General features: G+C 60.1%; 23 protein-coding genes. 7 read left to right on the top strand and 16 right to left on the bottom strand.

All coding sequences use genetic code 11. The features are described 5' to 3' along the window. Positions 1-24 precede the first annotated feature (24 nt). The 7 genes from ACA070_RS16670 to ACA070_RS16640 all read right to left on the bottom strand — a co-directional run bounded on the left by ACA070_RS16670 (position 25) and on the right by ACA070_RS16640 (position 7,666). Complete coding sequence (locus tag ACA070_RS16670; RefSeq protein WP_497447528.1) at positions 25-621, bottom strand: sarcosine oxidase subunit gamma; 597 nt, start codon at positions 619-621, stop codon at positions 25-27. 3 nt (positions 622-624) lie between these two features. Then, entirely contained in the window at positions 625-3,522 is a 2,898-nt protein-coding gene (locus ACA070_RS16665; RefSeq protein ID WP_497447527.1) for a 2Fe-2S iron-sulfur cluster-binding protein, read from the bottom strand. After that, complete coding sequence (locus ACA070_RS16660) at positions 3,519-3,821, bottom strand: sarcosine oxidase subunit delta (protein WP_497447526.1); 303 nt, start codon at positions 3,819-3,821, stop codon at positions 3,519-3,521. Before ACA070_RS16660 ends, ACA070_RS16665 begins: the two co-directional genes overlap by 4 nt. Before the next feature lie 13 nt (positions 3,822-3,834). Further along, positions 3,835-5,076, bottom strand: coding sequence for an FAD-dependent oxidoreductase (locus tag ACA070_RS16655; protein ID WP_415764325.1), 1,242 nt, complete (start codon positions 5,074-5,076; stop codon positions 3,835-3,837). Further along, positions 5,058-5,963: a bifunctional methylenetetrahydrofolate dehydrogenase/methenyltetrahydrofolate cyclohydrolase FolD gene (gene folD / locus ACA070_RS16650; protein WP_497447525.1), complete on the bottom strand. Its 906-nt coding sequence runs from the start codon at positions 5,961-5,963 to the stop codon at positions 5,058-5,060. Before folD ends, ACA070_RS16655 begins: the two co-directional genes overlap by 19 nt. After that, on the bottom strand, positions 5,960-6,826 hold the full coding sequence (gene purU / locus ACA070_RS16645; RefSeq protein ID WP_497447524.1) for a formyltetrahydrofolate deformylase: 867 nt from the start codon (positions 6,824-6,826) through the stop codon (positions 5,960-5,962). The genes folD and purU overlap by 4 nt, the downstream gene beginning before the upstream one ends. A gap of 240 nt (positions 6,827-7,066) precedes the next feature. Then, positions 7,067-7,666 (bottom strand): helix-turn-helix domain-containing protein, encoded by a 600-nt coding sequence (locus ACA070_RS16640; RefSeq protein ID WP_046052997.1) that lies wholly within the window; start codon positions 7,664-7,666, stop codon positions 7,067-7,069. A 282-nt stretch (positions 7,667-7,948) separates the two neighbouring features. Here ACA070_RS16640 and glnT point away from each other — a divergent pair, with 282 nt between their 5' ends. From glnT to ACA070_RS16615, 5 genes are all read left to right on the top strand, one after another. After that, positions 7,949-9,283: a type III glutamate--ammonia ligase gene (glnT, locus tag ACA070_RS16635; RefSeq protein ID WP_497447523.1), complete on the top strand. Its 1,335-nt coding sequence runs from the start codon at positions 7,949-7,951 to the stop codon at positions 9,281-9,283. Positions 9,284-9,355: 72 nt separating this feature from the next. After that, positions 9,356-10,264: a class II glutamine amidotransferase gene (locus ACA070_RS16630; RefSeq protein ID WP_497447522.1), complete on the top strand. Its 909-nt coding sequence runs from the start codon at positions 9,356-9,358 to the stop codon at positions 10,262-10,264. A gap of 9 nt (positions 10,265-10,273) precedes the next feature. Then, positions 10,274-10,957: a protein glxC gene (locus ACA070_RS16625; RefSeq protein WP_497447521.1), complete on the top strand. Its 684-nt coding sequence runs from the start codon at positions 10,274-10,276 to the stop codon at positions 10,955-10,957. Between the two features lie 15 nt (positions 10,958-10,972). Continuing rightward, complete coding sequence (locus tag ACA070_RS16620; RefSeq protein WP_497447520.1) at positions 10,973-12,301, top strand: FMN-binding glutamate synthase family protein; 1,329 nt, start codon at positions 10,973-10,975, stop codon at positions 12,299-12,301. Positions 12,302-12,421: 120 nt separating this feature from the next. Then, positions 12,422-13,747 (top strand): ammonium transporter, encoded by a 1,326-nt coding sequence (locus ACA070_RS16615; RefSeq protein WP_497447519.1) that lies wholly within the window; start codon positions 12,422-12,424, stop codon positions 13,745-13,747. A gap of 52 nt (positions 13,748-13,799) precedes the next feature. Here the strand turns inward: ACA070_RS16615 and ACA070_RS16610 are convergent, their stop codons facing one another. Next, the gene (locus ACA070_RS16610; protein WP_497447518.1) at positions 13,800-14,843 is read right to left on the bottom strand and encodes an LLM class flavin-dependent oxidoreductase; all 1,044 of its coding nucleotides are present in this window, start codon (positions 14,841-14,843) and stop codon (positions 13,800-13,802) included. A gap of 112 nt (positions 14,844-14,955) precedes the next feature. Beyond that, positions 14,956-15,441, bottom strand: a complete 486-nt coding sequence (locus ACA070_RS16605) for a flavin reductase family protein (protein ID WP_128872071.1) — start codon at positions 15,439-15,441, stop codon at positions 14,956-14,958. 323 nt (positions 15,442-15,764) lie between these two features. Between ACA070_RS16605 and ACA070_RS16600 the strand changes: the two genes are divergently transcribed. Next, entirely contained in the window at positions 15,765-17,171 is a 1,407-nt protein-coding gene (locus ACA070_RS16600; protein ID WP_489078881.1) for a purine-cytosine permease family protein, read from the top strand. An 847-nt stretch (positions 17,172-18,018) separates the two neighbouring features. Here ACA070_RS16600 and ACA070_RS16595 read toward each other — a convergent pair. The 5 genes from ACA070_RS16595 to ribBA form a co-directional block, all read right to left on the bottom strand. Then, on the bottom strand, positions 18,019-19,173 hold the full coding sequence (locus ACA070_RS16595) for an ABC transporter ATP-binding protein (protein WP_497447517.1): 1,155 nt from the start codon (positions 19,171-19,173) through the stop codon (positions 18,019-18,021). 17 nt (positions 19,174-19,190) lie between these two features. Then, entirely contained in the window at positions 19,191-20,000 is an 810-nt protein-coding gene (locus ACA070_RS16590; protein WP_046049776.1) for an ABC transporter permease, read from the bottom strand. A gap of 6 nt (positions 20,001-20,006) precedes the next feature. Then, positions 20,007-20,951, bottom strand: a complete 945-nt coding sequence (locus tag ACA070_RS16585; RefSeq protein WP_497447516.1) for an ABC transporter permease — start codon at positions 20,949-20,951, stop codon at positions 20,007-20,009. Beyond that, positions 20,948-21,973 carry an ABC transporter substrate-binding protein gene (locus ACA070_RS16580; protein ID WP_497447515.1) on the bottom strand — a complete coding sequence of 342 codons (1,026 nt, stop codon included), beginning with the start codon at positions 21,971-21,973 and terminating at the stop codon, positions 20,948-20,950. Before ACA070_RS16580 ends, ACA070_RS16585 begins: the two co-directional genes overlap by 4 nt. 282 nt (positions 21,974-22,255) lie before the next feature. Continuing rightward, the gene (ribBA, locus tag ACA070_RS16575) at positions 22,256-23,365 is read right to left on the bottom strand and encodes a bifunctional 3,4-dihydroxy-2-butanone-4-phosphate synthase/GTP cyclohydrolase II (protein WP_497447514.1); all 1,110 of its coding nucleotides are present in this window, start codon (positions 23,363-23,365) and stop codon (positions 22,256-22,258) included. 71 nt (positions 23,366-23,436) lie between these two features. Here ribBA and ACA070_RS16570 point away from each other — a divergent pair, with 71 nt between their 5' ends. Beyond that, positions 23,437-23,730, top strand: coding sequence for a DUF1330 domain-containing protein (locus ACA070_RS16570; RefSeq protein WP_401321708.1), 294 nt, complete (start codon positions 23,437-23,439; stop codon positions 23,728-23,730). A 6-nt stretch (positions 23,731-23,736) separates the two neighbouring features. On the opposite strand, the gene ACA070_RS16565 is transcribed toward ACA070_RS16570, so the two are convergent. After that, the gene (locus ACA070_RS16565) at positions 23,737-24,300 is read right to left on the bottom strand and encodes an NUDIX hydrolase (RefSeq protein ID WP_019690464.1); all 564 of its coding nucleotides are present in this window, start codon (positions 24,298-24,300) and stop codon (positions 23,737-23,739) included. Positions 24,301-24,302: 2 nt separating this feature from the next. After that, positions 24,303-25,055 carry a GntR family transcriptional regulator gene (locus tag ACA070_RS16560; RefSeq protein WP_497447513.1) on the bottom strand — a complete coding sequence of 251 codons (753 nt, stop codon included), beginning with the start codon at positions 25,053-25,055 and terminating at the stop codon, positions 24,303-24,305. Positions 25,056-25,132: the final 77 nt, after the last annotated feature.

The raw sequence follows: 25,132 nt of genomic DNA, 5'->3' as shown, positions 1-25,132 counted from the left end.
TGCATGACCAGTAGGGCGGCAGAGTCAGCGCGTTGTCACAGCCGTAGCCAGACCTGAATACTCCTGCATTGCATCCTCCAACGCCCCCCGAAAATACTCCTGCGACGCCCGGTCACAAAGGATGTGCAAGCTCGTCTGTTGCACGGTGCCTGAATTGATGACGATCACGTTGATGCGTGCCGCCGACGTCTGGGCCACCGCTCCCGGGCCGAACGCCTGCGGGCTCAGATCAACCCCGCAGAGCTTGGCCAACACTTCGCTCAGATGATCCCCCGTCAGCTGAAAACAGGCATGGCTGTCCTGACGAGGCAGCAGATAGTTGGCTTGATGATCGAGTTCCCAGCGGGCCTCTTCATCCGCCATTCGTTGGCCCTGATCATCTGGACTGCCCAGCAGTAGGTACTCGGTCTGCGACAGCCGCGCCACCTGACTGCCATCGGCTTGAATCACCGCACGGTTGGGCGCATCCGGCAGGGCGAAGCCGCGGCTGCGCAGGTACTCGGCAGTGTGGGCGCCGCGGAAACCGACCCGTGGCAGATCGGTCAGGTCCGCCAGGCAGCACCCCGGCAACGGCGTTAGGGATTGCCGGGTGATGCTGTGTTGTTCTCTCAGACTGGTCATGACTCAAAGCTCCTGGCGTTGGTTGTCGGGATCGAAGAAGGGCAACTTCACCACCTCGGCCTGGAGCACGATGCCGCCTTCGACGCGAATCGGAATCCGTTGCCCAGGCGTGCTCTGGTCGATGCCGGCGTAGGCCAGGCCGATGATCTTGCCCAGGGAGGCGGAATACTCGCAGGAGGTGACGTTGCCGCTGATGTCCGGGCCGTTAAGCACCAGATGGCCTTCCAACGGTTGCAGGCTGCCTTTGGGCAGGCTGAAACCCACCAGTTTGCGTTTCAGTGGCTGGGCTTCGAGGATGTCTACCGAGCGGCGGCCGACGAAGAACGGCTTGGTGCGACTGACCGCCCAACCCATGTCGATTTCTGCCGGGTGGGTCATGCCGTCGGTGTCCTGGCTGATGATCACGTGGCCTTTTTCCAGGCGCAGTATGCGCTGCGTTTCGACGCCAAAGGGGCGGATGTCATAGGCCTTGCCGGCGTCTATCAGCGCATCCCAAAGCTTGAGTCCATGACGTGCCGGGACGTGGATTTCATAACCCAGCTCGCCGACAAAACCGACTCGCAACAGCCGTGCCTTGATGCCGGCGACGGTGCCTTGACGGACGCCCAGATAAGGGAAGGCTTCGGCGCTCAGATCGAGATCACTGCAGACTTTCTCAAGCACTTTGCGCGAGTCTGGCCCGGCGACGTTGACCGCGCAAATGGCCGCGGTGACGTTGGCGACGTCCACGTCCAGGCGCCACTGTGCATTCCACTTGAGCATCTGCTGATAGATCCGGTCGACACCGCTGGTGGTGGCAGTGACATAGAAATGGTTTTCGGCAAACCGCGCACAGACGCCGTCGTCGATTACCACGCCGTGCTCATTGGTCATCAGCGCATAACGGGAGCGGCCGATCGGCTGCTTGAGGAACGCAAAGGTGTACATCCGATTGAGCAGTTCGGCGGCATCCGGGCCGCGCACGTCCAGGCCGCCGAGGGTCGAGACGTCGATGATGCCGACCTTGTTGCGCACGTGCAGGGCTTCGGCCTGCATGCACGCCTCGCGATCCTTCGCGTTGCCGTAGTAGGCCGGGCGTTGCCAGATGCCCGTAGGCATCATCTTCGCGCCAGCTTGCAGGTGACGAGCGTGCATCGGCGTTTGCCGGTACGGGTCGAACGCGCGACCGGCGACATGCGCCAGTTTTTCAGCCACAAACGGTGGTCGCGCAGTGGTCACGCCGGTTTCACTGATGTTGCGTTGGGTGGCCCAGGCCACCAACCGCGCGGTCGGCAGCGCCGAGTGACGACCTTGAGACGGGCCCATGCCGACGGTGGAGTAGCGCTTGACCAGTTGCACGTCGCGATAGCCGATTTTGGTCGCGTTGACGATGTCGGCCACTTGCAGGTCTTCGTCGAAGTCGACGAAGTCCTTGCCTTTGGGGTGCGGGAAGATTGGCCAATTAAAGTTGACCCGAGCCTCGCCGCTCAATGGCGCGCGTTGCGTGCCGACTGTCAGGCCCAGCGCGAGGGCGGCTTCGGTACCGGCATTCACGCCATCGGCAATCACGTTATCCAGCTGGTGACGACCGTTGACCGAGCCGGCGACATTTAGATTCTTTGGCAGGCCGCTGAGCGTGAACTCGGCACGCTGATCGTCGTAGGCCAGTTTGCCGCCGGCCTGGCACAGCAGTTGATAGACCGGCATGTAGCCGGCGGACATACACAGTAAATCGCACTCCAGGCGTTGTCCGCTCTCGGCGACCTGGCCTTGTGCGGTGATTTTGCGCACGTCGACGCCGTTGATATGGCGCATGCCTTTCTCGTGCAGGGCTTCATAGACGGTGCTGTTGCCCTGGCGGTAGATCTTGCGTTGCGCCAGTGCGCGGAGCAGGGATTCGTCCGAAGGACCATGACGCAGGTCCACCACAGCGACGACCTCCACTCCCTGGTCATGCAGATCCAGCGCGGCGAGGTAACCGTCATCGTTGCCCGTCAGCACCACGGCGCGTTTACCGGGTTTGACCGCGTACAGCTTCATCAGCCGTTGCGCCGCGCTGGTCAGCATCACACCCGGCAGGTCGTTGTTGCGAAAGATCACCGGCTGATCGAAGGAGCCACTGCACACCAGGCACTGGCGGGCACGGACCTTGTACATGCGTTTACCCTGAATCACCGGCAGGTAGTTATCGGTGAACCAGGCGTTGCAAGTGGCCTCGGTCAGGATCTGGATATTGGCGTGTTGCTCTACCGCCGCGAGCAGTTTTCGGCGCAGGGTTTCAGCCCTGTCGCCTTCGATATCGAAGCGGGCATAGGTTAACGAACCGCCGAGAACAGGTTGTTGCTCGATGAGCAACACGTTGGCCCCTGCGTTGGCTGCCATCAGCGCTGCATGGAGCCCGGCGGGACCCGCGCCGATTACCGCGACGTCGGTAAACAAGTAGGCCTTGTCGTAGTACTCGGGCTGAAATTTCAGGTCGAGCACGCCGAGGCCGGCCTTCTTGCGAATGATCGGTTCCCAGACTTTCCACATGCCCTTGGGCTTGTAGAAAGAACGGTAGTAGAAACCCACCGGCATGAATTTGGAGAACTTGCCCAGGTAGGCGTCACGATCATTGTCCAATGAGCCGTTGACGTTCTGCGCCGTCACCTGCAACCCGGCGGACAAGGTGTGGGCATCGGCCAGCACGTTGGGTTCTTCGGGCAACTGCACCAGGCTGTTGGCGTCCTGGCCGGCCATGGTCAGCGGGCCACGCGGGCGATGGTATTTGAACGAACGGGAGATCAGGAAACGCCCGTTGGCCAGCAAGGCGCTGGCGATGCTGTCGCCCTGCAAGCCTTGGTAGCGCTGGCCGTCGAAGCTGAAATCGAGCGGTTGATCACGGTCGATCAGCAAGCCCATGGGGGCGGGTAGGCGATTCATCCTGCGATCTCCTTGGTGGCGGCGTTGAATTCGACACGGGTGCTGAAGAGCTCTTTGGGATCGAAGGTGCGCAGGATTTCGTCGGTTACGGTGTGCCGCTCCGCGAGAAACCAATAGCTGGAGGGCGTGTGCATCCACCACTCGCGCACCACGCCGGCGAGGTTGTCGGTGTTGAACACGTAATCGGCCCATTCGGCATCGCTGCAACTGACGGGATCAGGCATCGGCTTGAATTCACCGCCATAAGTGAACTCGCTGATATTGCGCGGCCCGTTGAGCGGGCAATTCATGATTTTCATAGTCCGCTCTCCGTCAGTGACTGGCCGCTGTGGCGCCCATTTCGTTGACTTGCTGGAAGGTTGAGAAGCGCTCAAGGCTGAAGGGCTTGATCAGCTCCGGCACCTTGCCGCCGCTGGCCACCAACTCGGCCATGGTCTTGCCGCAGATCGGCGTGGCCTTGAAGCCCCAGGTGCCCCAGCCGGCGTCGAGGTAATAATTCTTCACCGGCGACAGGCCCATGATCGGGCTGTAATCCGGGGTCATGTCGGTGATGCCGGCCCATTGGCGCATCAGCTTGGCGTTGGCCAGGAACGGGAACATTTCGATCGCATGGGCGAGCAGGCTTTCCTTGAGGTCCAGCGTCGAGCGGGTGTTGAACAGCGGATAGGGATCGGAGCCACCGCCGAAAACCACTTCACCACGGCTGGTCTGTTGCACGTAGCAGTGCAGGGCGGAGGAACTCACCAGCGGATCGAGAAACGGTTTGAACGGCTGGGTGACCATCGCTTGCAGCGGGAAGGTCTGGATCGGCGAACGGATCCCGGCCTTGGCCATCAGCAAAGAACTGTGCCCGGCAATCGCCTGCACCGCACAGCCGCATTTGATGGTGCCTCGGTTGGTCTTGACTGCGGTGATGGCGCCGTTCTCGATGATCAGGTCCTGGACTTCGGTGAGCTGATGGATTTCCACGCCGCGCTTGGCGGCTTGTTTGGCGTAACCCCAGGCCACCGCGTCATGGCGGGCAGTGGCGCCGTCGATATGCCAGAGCCCGGCTATCACCGGCAAGTGGCCGGGATCGAGGTTGAGGCTGGGTACCAGTTCGCGGATCTGCTGCCGGTCGATCATCTCCGTACGGCCGCCAAAGTGTTTGTTGACCTCGGCGCGCTGCCGGAACGAACGCACCGTGGCATCGGTGTGGGCCAGGGTCAGTTGGCCGCGCTCGGAGTACATGATGTTGAAATCGAATTCGTTGGACAGCGACTGGAACATGCGCACCGACTCGGCATAAAAGCGCACACCTTCGCTGGTCAGGTAGTTGGAGCGAATTACCGCGGTGTTGCGCGCGGTATTGCCGCCGCCCAGGTAAGACTTTTCCAGCACCGCGATGTTGGTGATGCCGTGGTACTTGGCCAGGTAGTAAGCGGTGGCCAGACCGTGGCCGCCGGCACCGATGATCACCACGTCATAGCTCGACTTGAGTTCCTTCGGTGGCGGCAAATCCACTTCCACCGGGTACTCCGAACTCAGCCCGTATTTCAATAGATTGAATGGCATAGGGCCTCCGATTGGCTGCGTTGAGCCTGGTGCTGCGCAAGGGCTGCGGTCACGGTGTTTTTCATCAGAAAGGCGATGGTCATCGGGCCGACGCCTCCGGGTACCGGGGTGATTGCCGCGACGTGGGGCAGGGCGCTGTCGAAGTCGACATCGCCTACCAGACGGCTGCGGCCATCGTCTTCGATGCGGTTGATGCCGACGTCAATCACCACGGCGCCTGGCTTGAGCCAACTGGCGTCGATCATTCGCGGCCGACCTACGGCGGCAATGACGATGTCTGCCTGACGACACAGGGCCTGTGGATCCGGGCTGCGCGAATGCAGCACAGTCACCGAACAGTCAGCCTTGAGCAGCAGGGCGGCCATGGGTTTGCCGACGATGTTCGAGCGACCGATGACCACCGCATGCTTGCCGCGCAGATCGCCGCAGGTTTGCTCCAGCAAAAACAAACAACCACTGGGGGTGCAGGGCGCGAGTACGGTGCGACCCTGGCTGAGACCACCGACGTTCTGGCTGTGGAACCCGTCTACATCCTTGTCCGGAGCGATAGCCTCCAGTGCGCGTAATTCATCGATATGCGAAGGCAGCGGCAGCTGCAGAAGAATGCCGTGGATCGAGCGATCGGCATTCAATCGGGCGATCAGAATGAGTAACTGTTCAGTGCTGGTGTCCGTGGACAGCCGATGTTCCAGCGAGCGGATGCCCACCTCTTCGGCGCGCAGGATCTTGTTTCGCACGTAGACCTGGCTGGCCGGGTCGCTGCCCACCAGAATCACCACCAGTGCCGGTTGAATATCTTGCTCGCGCAGGCGCTCCACGTCCTTGCGGACCTGTACCAGCACGCGGGCAGCGGTGGCTTTGCCGTCGATCAACTTGTGCATGTTCACCGGAAGATCACCGTTCTGTCCTGGTTGAGGAAAACCCGGTGCTCCAGGTGGTACTTGACCGCCTTGGACAGGGCCACGGTTTCGGTGTCGCGGCCGGTGGCGACCAGGTCGTCGGGCAGGTAGACGTGATCGACACGCTGCACTTCCTGTTCGATGATCGGTCCCTCGTCGAGGTCGCTGGTGACGTAATGGGCGGTGGCGCCGATCAGTTTCACGCCACGCTGGTAGGCTTGGTGATAAGGCTTGGCGCCTTTGAAGCCGGGCAAGAACGAATGGTGAATGTTGATCGCCCGCCCCGAGAGTTGCTTGCACAGGTCATCGGAGAGGATCTGCATGTAGCGCGCCAACACCACCAGTTCAGTGTTGGTGTCGTCAACGATCTTCATCAGCTCGGCTTCCTGTCGAGCCTTGGTGTCCTTCGTCACCGGCAAGTAGATGAAGCGAATGCCCTCGCGTTCGGCCATGGGCCGCAAGTCGAGGTGATTGGAGACGATGGCGGTGATGGTCATGTCTATCTCGCCCTTGTGGTAGCGGTAGAGCAGGTCGGTCAGGCAGTGGTCGAACTTGCTGACCATCAGCAGCACGCGCATCGGCTCGCGGGTGTCATGCAATTCCCAGGTCATCTCGAACGCCTTGGCGACGTCGGCGAAACCGTCCTTGATCTGTTGAATGTCGCCCTGATGGCCGTCGTTGAAACGGAACACTGCACGCATGAAAAAACGGCCGCTGAAGTCGTCGTCGAATTGCGCCATCTCCCCGATGTAGCAACTTTTGTCCGCCAGGTAGGTGGTGACGGCAGCGACAATGCCGGACACCGCGGGACAGGTGATCTTGATGATGAAATGGTTTTTTTCGTGTTGCATGACACGTCCTCGGGATGATGGCGGCAGCTCATCGCATAGCGAAAAAAGTGTCAGCGGACAGCAGGCTCATCCATGAGCGCAATTTCTTGTGGGGAATAAATTATTCCTGTTGGTGGCTTTATAGGGGAAGTGGGTGTGTCACGTCCAGAGCTTTTAAGAAAGTTTTTTAACTGACAGGAAAATGCGTGAGGCCGACGTGGGTCGGCCTCAATGCAGGGCAAAGCGGGGGAAGAGGGGGCGTTACTCTTTGTCGCTGCCGTAATTCATGATCGACAGCAGGCGGATCGGCACGTGCACCAACTGCTCCGGACCGTGAGGAATTTCACCCTCGAACGTCAAGCTGTCACCCGCCTCCATGCGGTACAGCTGATTGCCGTGGCGATAGATCAGTTCACCTTCCAGCAGGTGGAGGAATTCGGTGCCGGGGTGGGAGAAGGTCGGAAACTCCTCACTCGCATCATCCATGCTGACCATGTAGGCCTCGAAGCTCTTCTTCGGCCCACGGGTGTGGTTGAGCAAATGGTACGTATGGCCTTTCTCGGTGCCGCGGCGCACCACTTCCATGCCCTGATCGGCCTTGACCAACAGCGCGCTGCCGTCCTGCTGGTCATATTCGCTGAACAACTTGGACAGTGGCAGGCCAAGCACGTCGCACAGACGGCTCAGAGTATCGAGGCTGGTGGACACCTGGGCGTTTTCGATCTTGCTCAACATGCCCTGACTGATATCGGCAATCTTGGCCACGTCAGACAATTTCAGATCCTGAGCCTGGCGCTGGCGCTTGATCTGCAATCCCAGATATTGCTCAAGCTTGAGGCGCGGGGCGGTTTCGGTCGACATAGTCATCAGATCCTGCACACTTTCCGTTCAGTAATATTAGTTTCGCACTGAGAAAGTGCAAATGGCGACGCTTGGCGCCTACCCTGTGGGCAGTATTCCCACAGGGAAAAGAATATTCCCATATATACAGCACAAAAGCGCCTGTCACGGCGTTTCGACGTTTCACTCGCGAATCTGGCAAGGGCTTTGCATTCCTATTGGGAAAATAACTTTCTTTTTAGGAATAAAAAGACGGTCAAGGCCCATCCAGAATGTTTTGCCTTTCGCGAGGAGTGACGAGCAATGTTGCCAGCAGAAACCCAGCGCATCATCGACAAGCACGGGATCAAGTACGTGCTTGCGCAATTTGTGGATATTCACGGTGCGGCCAAGACCAAGTCGGTGCCGATCTGTGGGCTCAAGACCGTCGCCGAAGAGGGGGCGGGTTTTGCCGGGTTCGCGATCAGTGGCATGGGCATGGAGCCCCACGGTCCGGACTTTATGGCTCGCGGCGACTTGTCCACCCTGACCCCGGTGCCCTGGCAGCCGGGTTACGGGCGGGTGGTGTGCGTCGGCCACGTCGACGGTAAGCCGCATCCGTATGACAGCCGTTATGTGCTGCAGCAACAAGTGCAGCGTATGGAAGAAAAGGGCTGGACCCTCAACACCGGTCTGGAACCCGAGTTCAACCTGATGCGTCGCGACGAGCAGGGCAAGCTGCAATTGGTCGACCCCAGCGACAACCTCGACAAGCCTTGCTACGACTATAAAGGCCTGTCGCGCTCCCGGGTGTTTCTTGAACGCCTGACCGAAGCCTTGCAGGCGGTGGATTTCGAGGTCTATCAAATCGACCACGAAGACGCCAACGGCCAGTTCGAGATCAACTACACCTACAGCGATGCCATGACCTCGGCGGACCGATTCACCTTCTTCCGCATGGCCGCCGGCGAGATCGCGAACGATCTGGGCATGATCTGCTCGTTCATGCCCAAGCCTGACCCGAAACGCGCTGGCAACGGCATGCACTTTCACCTGTCGATCAGCAGCGCCGAGAACACAAACCTGTTCCATGACGCCAGCGACCCGAGCGGCATGGGGCTGTCGAAAATGGCCTATCACTTCGCCGCGGGCCTGCTTGCCCACGGCCCGGCGCTGTGTGCCTTTGCCGCGCCGACGGTCAACTCCTACAAGCGTCTGGTGGTGGGTAATTCGTTGTCCGGTGCGACCTGGGCGCCAGCCTTTATCGCCTTCGGCGCCAACAACCGTTCGGCCATGGTGAGGGTGCCTTACGGGCGCCTCGAATTCCGTCTGCCGGACGCTGGTTGCAACCCTTATCTGGTCAGCGCCGCGATCATCGCCGCCGGCCTGGATGGCATCGATCGGCAGCTGGAAATCGACCAAGTCTGCAATGAAAACCTCTACAGCCTGAGCCTCGAGCAGATCGCCGCGCGGGGCATCAAGACCCTGCCGCAATCGCTCAAGGAATCCTGCGACGCGCTCGAAGCCGACCCGTTGTTCGCCGAGGTGCTCGGCCCGCAGATCGTTGGCGAGTTCATCAAGCTCAAGCGTATGGAGTGGGTGGAATACAGCCGCCACGTCTCTGACTGGGAGATCCAGCGCTACACCGAATTTTTCTGACTGTGTGCTTTGACAACCATTCGGGCACCCGGCACGGCGCCGGGCGTTCACTGCCTCCGAAGGAGACTTGATATGTGTGGAATCGTAGGTCTTTACCTGAAAAATCCGCAGCTGGAATCCCAGCTCGGCAAGCTCTTCGAGCCGATGTTGCAGGCCATGACTGATCGTGGCCCGGACAGTGCCGGCTTCGCCATTTACGGCGATGAAGTGGCGGACGGCTGGGTCAAGCTGACCTTGCAGGCGACCACCGAAGGCTTCGACTGGAAACTCCTGATGGGCGAATTGGAAGGGCGCCTCGGCTGTTCGCTGGACTGGTTCCAGAACGCCAGCGCCGCCGTGCTGAAGATCCATGCCGAAGAGTTGCCGGTACGTCTGGCCCTCGCCGAACTGGCGCCGAGCGTGCGCATCATGAGCGCCGGGCAAAGCATCGAAATCCTCAAGGGCATGGGCTTGCCCCAGGAGATTTCCCAACGCTTCGGCCTGGCCGGCATGAAGGGTAGCCACATTATTGGCCACACCCGAATGGCCACCGAAAGCGCGGTCACCATGGAAGGCAGCCATCCGTTTTCCACTGGCGCCGACCTGTGCCTGGTGCACAACGGCTCGTTGTCGAACCACTTCCGCCTGCGTCAGGAACTCAAGCGCGAAGGCATTCACTTCGAGACCGACAACGACACCGAGGTGGCCGCCGGCTACCTGACTTGGCGCCTGCAGCAGGGCGATTCATTGAAGGAAGCGCTGGATCACTCACTGGAGGATCTCGACGGTTTCTTCACCTTCGCCATCGGCACCCGCAACGGTTTTGCGGTGATCCGCGACCCGATCGCCTGCAAGCCGGCGATCCTCGCCGAGACGGACGACTACGTTGCCATGGCCTCCGAGTACCAGGCGCTGTCGAGCCTGCCGGGTATCGAACACGCCAGGATCTGGGAGCCGGCACCGGCCACTCTGTACATCTGGGAACGCGAGACAGCTGCTTAAGGAGCGCACATGAAAACTATCGATCTTTCCACTGCCACCGTGCGTGACCTCAATCAGGCGCTGCACGATCAGGTCAATAACGTGACCGATCACGAGTGGCTGGTGACACACTCCGATGGCATGCACAACCTCGCGGTCGGGGTGAATGAAGCGGTGTCCATCGATATCCAGGGGCACGCCGGTTACTACTGTGCGGGGATGAATCAGAAGGCCTCGATCACCGTTCACGGCAACGTCGGTGTTGGTTGCGCCGAAAACATGATGTCCGGCTACGTCCGGGTCAAAGGCAGCGCCTCGCAGGCGGCAGGTGCCACGGCACATGGCGGCTTGCTGGTGATTGAAGGCGATGCCGGGGCGCGTTGCGGGATTTCCATGAAAGGCATTGACATCGTGGTCGGCGGCAGCATTGGCCACATGAGCTGTTTCATGGGGCAGGCCGGTCGCTTGGTGGTCTGCGGCGACGCCGGCGATGCGCTGGGCGATTCGTTGTATGAAACCCACATCTACGTGAAAGGGACCGTTGAGTCCCTGGGCTCGGATTGCATCGAGAAAGAGATGCGCGCCGAGCACCTGGAAGAGCTGCAAGGGCTGCTGAACCGTGCCGGTTTCGAGCACAAGGCGGCTGACTTCAAGCGCTACGGTTCGGCCCGTCAGTTGTACAACTTCAAAGTCGATAACGCGTCCGCGTACTGATCCAGGAGCCATAACATGAGTGAGAAAACCCCTCCAGTGTTGCGCGAGTCGGCCACCTTCGACCGCCTGACCATCCAGGAAATCCAGCGTGCCGCGGAAACCGGCATCTACGATATTCGCGGCGGTGGCACCAAGCGCAAACTGCCACATTTCGATGACTTGCTGCTGCTCGGCGCCAGCATTTCGCGCTACCCGCTGGAAGGCTATCGGGAGAAGTGCGGCACCGATGTAATCCTCGGCAACCGCTTTGCCAAGAAGCCGATTCACCTGAAGATTCCGGTGACCATCGCCGGCATGAGCTTCGGTGCTTTGTCGGCCAATGCCAAGGAAGCCCTGGGCCGTGGCGCAACCATCGCTGGCACTAGCACCACCACCGGTGACGGTGGCATGACCCCGGAAGAACGCGGCCAGTCGCAGCATTTGGTGTATCAGTATTTGCCGTCCCGCTATGGCATGAACCCGGACGATCTGCGCAAGGCCGACGCCATTGAAATCGTCCTGGGGCAGGGCGCCAAACCCGGTGGTGGCGGTATGTTGCTGGGCATGAAAGTCACCGAACGCGTGGCCGGTATGCGCACCTTGCCGATCGGTGTCGACCAGCGCAGCGCCTGCCGTCACCCGGACTGGACCGGCCCGGATGACCTAGCGATCAAGATTGCCGAACTGCGGGAAATTACTGACTGGGAAAAACCGATCTACGTGAAGATCGGCGCGAGCCGACCGTACTACGACGTCAAGTTGGCGGTAAAAGCCGGGGCTGACGTGATTGTGCTCGACGGCATGCAAGGCGGCACTGCAGCGACTCAGGAAGTGTTCATCGAACACGTCGGGATCCCGATTTTGTCGGCCATCCCGCAAGCGGTACAAGCTTTGCAAGAGATGGGCATGCATCGCAAGGTTCAGTTGATCGTTTCGGGAGGGATTCGCAACGGTGCCGACGTCGCCAAGGCGATGGCGCTGGGTGCGGATGCGGTGGCCATCGGGACGGCGGCGCTGATTGCCTTGGGCGATAACCATCCACGCCTGGACGAGGAACTGAAGAAAATCGGCTCGGCTGCCGGTTTCTACGATGACTGGCAGAACGGCCGCGACCCGGCCGGGATCACCACGCAGGACCCGGAGCTGTCCAAGCGTCTGGACCCGGTGGAGGGGGGGCGGCGTCTGGCCAACTACCTGCGCGTGCTGGTGCTGGAAGCCCAGACCATGGCCCGGGCTTGCGGCAAGTCGCACCTGCACAACCTCGATCCCGAGGATCTGGTGGCGCTGACGGTGGAGTCGGCTGCCATGGCTCGGGTGCCGCTGGCGGGAACCAGTTGGATTCCTGGTTCTGGTTCCGGTTACTGAGAGAGTGCTCGTTCCCACGCAGGAGTGGGAACGAGCAGATTGAGAGGCCCGCCAAGAGGCCCATGAAATAACCATTGCTCGCTGCCAGACACTTTCCATTCTTTTGCAGGAGCTTTGAAAATGGTCAATCGTCTTCTCGGCAAATCCCTTCTTGTCTTATTGGCGGCCGGCGCGCTCGCGCCGCTCGCCCAGGCGGCCGATGCACCCACCTTGAACACCGGCAGCACCGCCTGGATGGTGACCGCAGCGGTGTTGGTGTTGTTCATGTGTCTGCCGGGCCTCGCATTGTTTTACGGCGGTCTGGTGCGGGCGAAAAACATGCTCTCGCTGTTTACCCAGTGCTTCGGCATCGCCGGCCTGGTCGGCGTGCTGTGGGTGATCTATGGCTACAGCATGGTGGTCGACAGCACCGGCATGGTTGATGGGCAAGTGACCTTCAACAGCTTTGTCGGCGGTCTGAACCGGGCCTTTCTGGCGGGCATGACCCCGGAGAGCCTGGTCGGTGACATCCCGGAAGGTGTGTTTGTGACCTTCCAGATGACCTTCGCGATCATTACCCCGGCGCTGATTGCCGGCGCGTTCGCCGAGCGCATGAAGTTCTCAGCGGCGCTGTGGTTCATGGCCTTGTGGTTCACCCTGGTGTACGCCCCGGTGGCGCATATGGTCTGGGGTGGTTCGGGCGCTTTGATGCATAACTGGGGTGTCCTCGATTTTGCCGGCGGCACTGCGGTGCATATCAATGCTGGCGTTGCCGCGTTGGCCGCGTGCCTGATTCTCGGCAAGCGCAAGGGCTATCAGAATACGCCCATGCCGGCCCACAACCTGAGCCTGACCATGGCCGGTGCGGCGATGCTCTGGGTTGGCTGGTTCGGCTTCAACATCGGTTCCGGCGGCGGCCTTAGTGGCACTTCCGGCATTGTCATGCTCAACACCCAACTGGGCGCTTGCGCGGGGATTCTCGGCTGGATGTTCACCGAGTGGTTCAAGGTCGGCAAGCCGAGTGCGTTGGGCCTGGCCAGCGGTGCTTTGGCCGGTTTGGTCGGCATTACTCCGGCGTGTGCGTATGTGGGCGTCGGCGGCGCGTTGGCCATCGGTCTGCTGTGCGGAGTGTTCTGCTACTTGAGCGTCACTGTGCTGAAACGCCGCTTCGGTTATGACGACAGTCTCGACGTGTTTGGCCTGCACGGCATCGGCGGGATGATCGGTGCGGTATTGACCGGGGTGTTCTGCGTACCGTCGATGGGCGGATTTGTCGAAGGCGTGACGATGGGTGCTCAGGTCGTGGCGCAAATCAAAGGCGTGCTGTTGACGACGGTTTACTGCTTTGCCATCAGCTGGATCATTCTCAAGGTGATCAACGCCGTGATCGGCTTGCGCGCCGATGAGTCGGTGGAGGAGATGGGTCTGGACCTGGCGGAGCACAACGAGAGTGCCTACAACCATTGAGGTGTTTGTGACTCCATAAAACGCCGGGCATCAGCCCGGCTTTTTTGCAGGATCAGCGAAATGCTGGCACCACGTGTTTGATAAACAGCTCCAGGGATTTTTTCTTCTCGGCATGGGGCAGGCTGTTGTCGCACCAGAAGCTGAACTCATCGACTCCCAGTTCCTGGTAATACTTGATGCGCGGGATGATTTCTTCCGCGGTGCCGATCATGGCAGTCTTGTGCAGGCTCTCCAGTTCAAACTCCGGGCGCGCGGTGAATTTCTCTTCCGGGCTTGGCGCCAGGAAACCATTGACCGGCACTTCCTTGTTGCCGAACCAGGCATCGAACGTGCGGTAGAACTTCGAGATCGCCTTGGCCCCGACTTTCCAGCCCTCGGGATCGTCGACCGCGTGAACGTGGGTGTGGCGCAGCACCATCAGTTGTGGGCGTGGCACGTCCGGGTTGTTGTCCAGGGCGGTTTGGAATTTGTTCTTCAGGTCGAGGACTTCTTCGTCGCCCTTCATCAGCGGCGTGACCATGACATTGCAGCCGTTGGCCACCGCGAAGTTGTGCGAGTCCGGGTCGCGAGCGGCGATCCACATCGGTGGATTAGGCTTCTGGATCGGCTTCGGCACGCTGGTGGACGTCGGGAATTTCCAGATGTCACCGTCGTGGGCGTAATCGCCTTGCCAAAGGGCGCGCACCACCGGAACCATCTCACGCAGGGCTTGACCGCCGGAGGAGGCGGGCATGCCGCCGGCCATGCGGTCGAACTCCACCTGATAGGCGCCACGGGCCAGACCGACTTCCATGCGGCCGTTACTGATGACGTCCAGCAGTGCGCATTCGCCGGCGACCCGCAACGGGTGCCAGAACGGCGCGATGATGGTGCCGGCGCCGAGGTGAATGGTGGTGGTTTTGGCCGCCAGGTAGGCCAGCAGCGGCATCGGACTTGGCGAGATGGTGTATTCCATGGCGTGATGTTCGCCGATCCAGACAGTGCTGAAACCGCCGGCTTCGGCCATCAGGGTCAGTTCGGTCAAGTCTTCGAACAGCTGACGGTGGCTGACGCTTTCGTCCCAACGTTCCATGTGCACGAACAGGGAAAACTTCATGACGCTTACCTCGGATCTTTTGTTGTTGGCCGGTCGATCGAGAGTCGACCGGGCTAATTATTGGAATCTGGATATTCGCAATGTACCCAAGCTATCTCTGAGTATTGTCGAATCAGGCGAGCACGGGCAGGGCGCCCATTTTGCCGTGGCAATACACCAGTGGCCCGGCGTTGTGCTGGGGCACGATCAGGTTCTTCACCGCGCCGACCATGATCGCGTGGTCGCCCCCTTCGTATTCGCGCCACAGCTCGCATTCGATCACCGCCGTGGCGTTAGCCAGAATCGGGTTGCCCAGTTCGCTCAAGGTCCATTCGATGCCTTGCGCCTTGTCTTTGCCTTTGCGCGCGAAGGCATAGGCTTCGCTCTGCTGGCCGCCGGACAGGACGTGAATAGCAAAGCGTTTGTTCTTGATCAGAACCGGATAGGAATCGGAGCTGTAATTGGGGCAGAACAGCACCAGGGCCGGGTCCATGGACAGCGAGCTGAAGGCGCTGGCGGTCAGACCGACGATTTGGCCGTCGTCATCCAGCGTGGTGATCACAGTCACTCCGGACGGAAACGAACCCATCACTTGTTTGTAGATGGCGGCATCGATCATGGGACGGTCCTCTGGCGGTGAAACAGGTTCTTATGAGTTGGTAGGTCTGATGGTATACCGTAATACATAGTTTGCAAGGGCTTTTTCTTTCGCCCGATAAACGCACATATTGGGCGTAAAGCCCAATGATTACGGGGAATTCAACGAGAGGACGTTAGCGGTCATGCATCGGGATTACGGGTCAGATGGGCGCTAAAAGACCGGATCAGTCTTGTTTAAAAGTTGGAATACCATAATATGGCTCGCATCTGAGGGGCAGCCAAAGAGCTCCCCCGGTTTGGCTTCGTACAACTATAAGATCAGACAAACTAGAGTTCATGCACATGTCCCAGATGTCCCGGCAAGATCCCCTGATCGAGAATCACACGGTCGATTACGTCCCACTCGCGGAACGCCACGGGAAGGCCCGCGACCTTTTCACTTTATGGTTCAGTACCAACATCGCGCCGTTGCCCATCGTGACTGGCGCCATGGTGGTTCAAGTGTTCCACCTCGACCTGTTCTGGGGGCTGCTGGCGATTGCGCTTGGGCATATGGTCGGCGGCCTGGTGATTGCCCTCGCGTCGGCCCAGGGGCCGCGCATGGGGATTCCGCAGATGGTACAGAGCCGCGGGCAGTTCGGCCGTTATGGTGCGCTGCTGATCGTGTTCTTTGCGGCGATCATCTACATAGGTTTTTTCATCTCCAACATCGTGTTGGCTGGCAAGTCGATTGTCGGCATTGCGCCTTCGGTTCCGGTGCCGGCGAGCATCCTCATCGGCGCCCTCAGCGCTACCGCGATCGGGGTGATCGGTTACCGCTTCATTCACACCCTCAATCGCATCGGCACCTGGGTCATGGGCACTGCCTTGCTTGCCGGTTTCCTTTACATCTTCGCCCACGACCTGCCGGCGGACTTCTTCACTCGCGGCGGTTTCAACTTGTCGGGTTGGCTGGCAACGGTGTCGTTGGGGATCATCTGGCAGATCAGCTTCTCGCCTTATGTGTCGGACTACTCGCGTTACCTGCCGGCGGATATCGGGATTGCCCGTCCGTTTTTCGCCACGTATCTGGGCGCGACCCTGGGCACTATTTTGTCGTTCACCTTCGGCGCGGTGGCGGTACTGGCCACTCCGGAAGGCACTGAAGCGATGGCTGCGGTGAAGCAATCCACCGGCTGGCTGGGACCGATTTTGATGGTGCTGTTTCTGCTCAACATCATCAGCCACAACGCCTTGAATCTGTATGGCGCCGTGCTGTCGATCATCACCTCGATTCAGACCTTCGCCAGTCAGTGGACGCCGAGCATCAAAGTGCGCGTGGTGTTGTCGAGTGCGGTGCTGGCGGGTTGCTGCGTGGTGGCGTTAGGCGCTTCGGCGGACTTCATCTCGCAGTTCATCGGGTTGATTTTGGCGTTGTTGCTGGTGTTGGTTCCTTGGGCGTCGATCAACCTGATTGATTTCTACCTGATCAAGCGTGGCAGCTATGACATTGCCTCAATCTTTCGGGCGGATGGCGGGATTTACGGGCGGTTTAATCTGCATGCGGTTGTTGCGTATTTCATCGGGATTATTGTGCAGCTGCCGTTTGCCAATACGTCGTTGTATGTCGGGCCGTATGCCAATTTGGTGGAAGGTGCTGACCTGTCGTGGCTGGTGGGGCTGGTGGTGACTTGTCCGTTGTATTACTGCCTGGCGACGCGTGGGCAGGTGCAAGAGAGCAAGGCAGCGAAACTGGGTTACACAAACTAGCGCCCGACTTGAGTTCGTCTGGAATGCCCGGCCTCTGCCGGGCATTTTTATTTGCGGGAGGTGGTGTGTATATCCGTTTCTGCGGTAACGGCGGCTATTGGTTCCGCCCTTACGGCGGGTCACTTTGAAAAGCGCAAAGTAACCAAACGCTCTTGCCCCTTTCGTTCGGTGCCTCGCCCAGGCTCGGCATGCCCTCGCTCCAGTCCTGCTCCGTGGGCCCGCCGCCATCGGCCATCCATGGCCGGGGGCGGCTAACCCGGCATCCATGCCGGGTTGCCCACTGCGCAGAACCTCCACTCGGCCTCTCGAGGGGGCGGTGCATCAAGATCAAAAGCTGCAATCGAGCTAACGCTCGGCCTGTTGAGTGGTAAGGAGCAAAAGATGTGTGCCGATCTGCTTCATGTGGGAGCAACTGTCTTCCCCCTGCCATTTGTCACCGCCACTCGGTACCGTTGCCGTTGTTTTGGCTTTGGCTTTGGCTTTGGCTTTTGATCTGTTGCCCCTTTCCCAGAGGCCGAACGCAGGCGTTGCGCAGGGGGCTACCGCGGCAAGGATGCCGCGGTAGCTGCCCCCGGCGATGGATGGCCGATGGCGGCGGGCCCCGGAGCAATGCCGAGTGAGGGCATGCCGAGCCTGGGCGAGGCACCGAATGGCGGGGCAAGAGCCCTTGGTTACTTGGGGCTTTTCCAAGTGACTCGCTGTAAAAGCGAAACCATAAGCCGCCGTTACCAAAACAATGGATATGCCCCCCACCCAAAAAGCAAAAAAAAGGTCGCCGCAACCCGACGTTGCAGCGACCCGAGGGTGACAGATGAATCACGGCCCACTGGCATGGACCGGCGCCAAATCAATGAGCCCCAGCAGCCTTGTTCAGATCACTCTCAGCCCATTCGGTATAAACGCAAGCATCCGCAGTGGCCCATCGCACGCGCACCGGGTCGCCAGTCTTAAGCGGCATGCCGGCAGCGGAGAGCGCCTTGACGGTCATCGAGGTGCCGCCCGAAGTCATCACCGTGCAGGTCTGGCTTTCACCCAGGAACAGCACCTCACCTACAATCGCCGACACTTCATTCCAGCCTGCCGCCAGCGGTTCCTGAGCCGCTTGCTCAACGCTCAACGCCAACGCTTTCTCCGGACGCACCATCAGCAGCACATCCTGATCGGTTTGCAATCCTGCGGTCAGTCGAATCGACAACGATTGCCCTTCAAACGAAGCCACCGCGTTGCCCTGAGCCTTGAGTTTGAGGAAGTTTGAGTTGCCGAGAAACGAAGCGACAAACGCATTCGGCGGGTTCTGGTACAGGTCGAAACCGCTGCCCAAACCGACGATCTTGCCGTGACTGAAAATCGCGATGCGCTGCGACAAGCGCATGGCTTCTTCCTGGTCGTGGGTCACGTAGACAATGGTGATGCCCAAGCGCCGATGCAGCTGGCGCAGTTCATCCTGCAAGTCTTCACGCAGTTTCTTGTCAAGCGCACCGAGCGGTTCATCCATCAGCAGAATGCGCGGCTCATAAACCAGCGCCCGAGCAATCGCCACACGTTGCTGCTGGCCGCCGGACAATTGCGAAGGGCGGCGATGCGCAAATTGCTCAAGCTGCACCAGTTTGAGCATGGCATCGACCCGGCGCTCGCGTTCGGCGCTGGCCAGTTTGCGAATGGCCAGCGGGAACGCGATGTTGTCGCGTACTGATAGGTGCGGGAACAGCGAGTAGCGCTGGAACACCATGCCGATGTCGCGTTTGTGCGGCGGCACGTTGACCAGCGATCGGCCATTGACCAGGATCTCGCCGCTGCTCGGGGTTTCGAAGCCGGCGAGCATCGACAGCGTTGTGCTTTTACCAGAGCCGCTGGAGCCGAGGAACGTGAGGAATTCACCGTCCTTGATGTCCAGCGAGATGTTGTCCACGGCGGCAAAATCGCCGTAGTACTTATTCAGGTTGCGCAGGCTAACCAATGGTTGGTCGTTCTGATGCGCGGAATCTTTGATCACTGCACTCATGTCGTACTCCTGGGCGCTCAGGCGCTGATTGGGTTGCGCCGGCGAAGGGCGGCGGCGATGACCATGACCAGTACCGAGAGGCCGATCAGCAGCGTCGAGGCGACGGCGATCACGGGCGTCAGGTCCTGGCGCAGGGTGGTCCACATTTTCACGGGAAGGGTTTGCAGGGTCGGGCTGGCCATCATCACGCTCAGCACCACTTCATCCCAGGACACCAGGAACGCGAACAGGGCGCCGGCCACCATGCCCGGACGAATCGCCGGAAAGGTCACCTTGAACACCGCTTGCAGGCGCGAGGCGCCACAGATCACCGCGGCATCCTCGATCGACTGATCGAACAGCTTCAGCGAGTTGATGATCGAAATGATGGTGAACGGCAACGCAACAATGACGTGGCTGACTACGAAAGCGAACATCGTCCCGGTGTAGCCCAGTTTCAGGAACAGCGCGTATACCGCCACCGCGATGATCACCAGCGGCACGATCATCGGCAGGGTGAACAGGCCGTAGAGCATTTCCCGTCCCGGGAAGCGTCCACGTACCAGCGCAAAAGCGGTCGGCAGGCCCAACGCCACAGCAAAAAATGTGGTCAGTACCGCGACCTTGAGGCTGGCCAAGGCCGCGTTCATCCAGTCGGGGTTGGAGAAGAACTGGCCGTACCATTTCAGTGTCCAGCCCGGCGGCGGGAACACCAGCCACTGGGAGGAACCGAAGGACAACAGCACGATGAACACGATCGGCAGCAACAGGAACAGCGCGATCAATCCCGTCGTGAAGTACAGGCCGAAGCGCATGCGCCGGCTCATGGCATTGGGGGTCAGGAGCATGACGGCTTACCTCGCGTTGCTGGCGCCAACCGGGGATTCCGGCTGGAGCTTCAGGTAGAAGTAGAACAACACCAGCGTAATGACGATCAGCAACGCGGCGCCGGCGCTGGCCAGGCCCCAGTTGAGGAATGACTGCACCTGCTGAATGATGAACTCGGGCAGCATCATGTTCTGCGCACCGCCCAGCAACGCCGGGGTGACGTAGTAACCGAGCGACATCACGAACACCATCAGGCCACCTGAGAACAGCCCCGGCCGGCACAGCGGCAGGAATACCCGGAAGAAGTTGGTCCAGGGGCTCGCGCCGCAGATCGAGCCGGCTTGCAGGATCATCGGGTCGATGGCCTGCATGGTCGCTTGCAGCGGCAGCACGACGAACGGGATCATGATGTAGCTCATGCCGATCACCACGCCAGTGAGGTTGTGCACCATCTCCAGCGGCTGATCGATGATGCCCATCGCCATCAATGCCTTGTTGATCACCCCGGAGGCTTGCAACAGCACCAGCCAGGAATAGGTCCGGGCGAGGAGGCTGGTCCACATCGACAACAGCACGATGTTGAGGATCCAGCGACCCCAGCCACGGGGCACCAGGGTAATGGCCCACGCGAGTGGAAAGCCCAGCAGCAGGCTGAACAATGTCACCAGTCCGGCCACTGAGAAGGTGTTGAGTAAGACCCGCGCATACGCCGAGTTGGCGAACAGCTGCTCGTAGTTGCCCAGACCCGGCACCGGTTCCAGCACGCCGCGCAGTAGCAGCCCAATCAACGGCGCCAGAAAAAACAAACCGAGGAACAGCAGGGCGGGGATCAGGTTACTTGCGCCACGCCAGCGCTGTGCCCGTGAAGGGGATTGGTTCATCGCAGCCGCCTTGCCGAGTGCCGAGCCGGCAGCGCCAGTGGCGCTCCCGGTCTGCGGGGGGTGGCGGGACGCGGTTGCCGTCATTTTCATTTGACCAGCCATTCGTTCCACCGTGTCGCGATGGCCGGACCGTTTTTGGCCCAGTACGCGAAATCAAGAGTGATTTGATCCTTAGCGTAGGCAGTCGGCAGGTTAGGGGCCAGCACCGAATCCAGGCGTGCCACGCTGTCGACGTTGACCGGCGCATAGGCGGTCAGGTTGGAGAAGTCAGCTTGTCCTTTGGCGCTGCTGGCGTTGGCCAGGAACTTCATGGCTGCGGCCTTGTTTTTCGTACCTTTGGGCACGACCAGAATGTCGGCCATGACCAGGTTCTGTTTCCAGCTCACGCCTACCGGTGCGCCGTCTTCTTGCAGGGCGTGGATCCGGCCATTCCAGAATTGCCCCATGCTGACTTCGCCTGAGGCCAGCAACTGTTGCGACTGGGCACCGCCGCCCCACCAGACGATGTCTTTCTTGATGGTGTCGAGTTTCTTGAAGGCGCGATCCAGGTCCAGCGGGTAGAGCTTGTCGGCGGCTACACCATCGGCCAGCAGGGCCAGTTCCAGCACGCCAGGGCTTGGCCATTTGTAGAGGGCGCGTTTACCGGGATAGGTCTTGGTGTCGAACAGCGCGGACCAGTCCTGAGGTTTGCTGGCGCCGAGCTTGCCTTCGTTGTAGCCGAGGACGAAGGAGAAGAAGAACGAGCCGACGCCATGATCGGAGACAAACCGCGGGTCGATCTTGTCGCGCTGGATGACTGAGAAATCGAGGGGTTCGAGCAAGCCTTCGGCGGCGGCGCGCAGGGCGAAGTCGGCTTCGACGTCGACCACGTCCCACTGCACATTGCCGCTTTCGACCATGGCTTTGAGTTTGCCGTAGTCGGTCGGACCATCCTGGACCACGGTGATGCCGCTGGCTTTGCTGAACGGATCGGCCCAGGCCTGCTTTTGCGCATCCTGGGTGCTACCGCCCCAGCTGACGAAGTTGACGCTTTCGGCCGCCATTGCCACGTGACTGGCCGTGGCCAGTAAACCCGCGAACAGTACTGCGGTTGCACGTTTGTTCAACACCATTTTCACGCCCTCATTTGTTGTGTTTTGAGCGGGCTTTGTAGTGCCCGCCTATCGGGAGCAGTAGGTCCATCTGGCCTCTAAAGGCGACCGTGCCAAGGGCTGTTATTGGTGCTTTCCCTGTCGGGGGCACTTGGCTGAAGCGTCCGGTCTATGGAATATCATATTATGGTATTCCAAACTTTGTGCAAGCACTTTGCCTTACCGGCTATCAGCCAAAAGTGTTTTTTTTTACCGTCAGGCCACAGGGCAGCGGCCTGCACGTTTATAGAGAGAAGCCAGGAATCATTCGGTGAAAAGAATGCTCTCCACCACTTCCAGGTTGTAACCGGTCAATCCCGCGTATTTCAGCGGAGGACCAAGATGACGCAGCTTACCCACGCCAAGATCCTGCAGAATCTGCGCGCCGGTACCGACTTCAGAATAGATGCGCGATTGGGAGCGGCTGAATTGTTTTGGCGGCTGGGTGAGTTGGGGGACGCGTTCGAGGAGCGCTTGCGATGACTCATGATTGGCCAGCACCACCACCACGCCACGACCTTCCTCGGCTACTCGTTGCAGCGCTGCCCACAACGTCCAGTTGGACGGCCCGCTGTATTCGGCGCCCACCAGATCACGCAGCGGGTCGATCACATGCACGCGCACCAGCGTCGGTTCGTCTCGGTGCAACTTGCCCATGACCATTGCCATGTGGACGCCGCCTTCGATGCGGTCTTCAAAGGTGATCAGGCGGAAGGTGCCATGCACCGTGGGCAATTCACGTTCACCGATACGCACCACGGTGTGTTCGGTGCTGAGGCGATAGTGAATCAGGTCGGCGATGGTGCCGATCTTGATCCCATGCTTGCGCGCGAACACTTCAAGGTCCGGGCGGCGGGCCATGGTGCCGTCATCGTTCATCACTTCGACGATCACCGAGGCCGGGGTGAAGCCGGCCAAGCGTGCCAGGTCGCAACCGGCCTCGGTATGACCGGCGCGAGTCAGCACGCCGCCTTCCTTGGCGCGCAACGGAAAAATGTGGCCGGGTTGCACGAGGTCGGTGGCCCCTGCGTCGGGGGCGACAGCGGCTGCAACGGTGCGCGCCCGGTCGGCGGCGGAGATGCCGGTGGTCACGCCGACGGCGGCCTCGATGGATACGGTGAAAGCAGTACTGAAGACGCTGCCGTTGCTCGGCACCATCTGCTCCAGCCCGAGGCGTTGGCAGTGCTCGTCGGTCAAGGTCAGGCAGATCAGGCCGCGCGCTTCCCGAGCCATGAAGCTGATGGCCTCGGCCGTGCAGCAATCGGCGGCCAGCAGCAGGTCACCTTCGTTTTCACGGTCCTCGTCATCGACCAGGAGCACCATCTTGCCTTGCCGATAGTCTTCGATAATTTCTTCGATGCTGTTGAAGGCCATGTCAGGATTCTCAGTGTTTGATGGAAATATATTGTGGTATACCATAATACAAAATAAACCGAGAGGTCACTATGAAGGCGTACTGGATTGCTCATGTAGATGTCACCGACCCCGATCAATACAGCCAATACACCCAGCGGGCGCCGGCGGCCTTCGCGTTGTATGGCGGGCGGTTGTTGGCCCGGGGCGGGCGCAGCGAAGCACTGGAAGGCGGGCCCACACCGCAGCGCAACGTGGTGATTGAATTCGACTCGTACGAACAGGCGCTGGCCTGCTATCAGTCGGAGGAATATCAGGAAGCGAAACGGCACCGCGAGGGCGTGGCCCGGGCCGAGATCATCATTGTCGAGGGCGTGGCGCCCTAAGGGCTGTCAGCGGATGAAGTGGATCTTGCCGGTATCGTCGTTACCAATGTAGATGCCATACACCCCGGCCTGGCGTTCCTCGATATAGCGTTCGAGGATCTGCCGGATCGCCGGGTAGTAGATGCTGTCCCAAGGGATGTCCTCGGGCGCGAAGAATTTGTAGTCGAGGGTTTCCGGCCCGTACTGGCCGGTGATCTCCAACGCAATGGCGCGGAAGATGATGTACACCTCGCTGATCTTCGGCACGCTGAAGATCGAGTAGGGCGAGAGAATTTCCGCGCGCACGCCGCTCTCTTCCCAGACTTCCCGCAACGCTGCCTGTTCGGTGGTCTCCCCGCCTTCCATGAAGCCTGCCGGCAGCGTCCAGGTACCAGGGCGCGGCGGGATGGCGCGCTGACACAGCAAATACTTGCCGTCCTGCTCGATGATGCAGCCGGCAATGATTTTCGGATTGACGTAGTGGATGTAGCCGCAACCGCGGCACATCAGGCGCTCGTGCGTATCGCCCGGCGGCAGCTGAGACCTGAGGTCATTGCCGCCGCACTTTGGACAAAAGCTCGGGCTGAACATGGTTAGCGACCTATGCGAGGTTCTTTAAGCGCGATGGGCAGGGTGATTTCGGGGATCTTCCCGGTCTCTTCCTGTTTGCGCTTGAGGTAGTCCAGAGCGACCGCAGCGGCGGCGCGCACGTGATCGACGCATGCTTGGTGGGCGACCAGTGGATCACCGCCCTTGATTGCCTCGACCATGCGTTCCATTTCCTGATTACTGGCGCCACGACGATTTTCCTGGGACACCGAGGTAGCCCGAAGGTAGCTGATCCGTGCCTGCAACTGACGCAGTTGAGTGGCCGCCACGTGGTTGCCGGAGCCTTCGAGCAAGACGTCGTAGAAACCCTGGACCGAGTCGATGACCTGCTGCAGTTCGCCTTCTTTCAGGGCCTTGCGGTTTTCCTCAAGGGCTTTTTCCAGGGCCTTGATGTCCTTTGCCTTGGCGCGCAGGGTAAACAACTGGACGATCAAGCCTTCAAGCACGCAACGCAGTTCATAGATATCGACCGCATCGGCCAGCGTAATGATGGCGACCCTGGGTCCTTTGGCGTCCGCGAACTCCACCAGACCTTCGGATTCCAGGTGACGCAAGGCCTCGCGAACGGAAGTGCGACTGACCCCCAGGCGATCGCACAGATCGCGTTCGACCAGACGGTCTCCCGGCATGAGCTGGAAGTTCATGATGGCGCTTCGCAGTTTATCCAGCACGATTTCGCGCAGGGTAACGGGGTTGCGATTGACCTTGAAGCTGTCGTCGAGTGGCAGGCGTTTCATGGGGTCCGCTCTGAATGTGGCTGTCCATGCAAAAAGAGCACTTTGATTGCAAGAATCTCCGTGCTCGGTCCGATCAA

The organism is Pseudomonas sp. LBUM1678, assembly GCF_059695575.1.
This window is presented reverse-complemented; position numbering and strand designations above follow the sequence as displayed.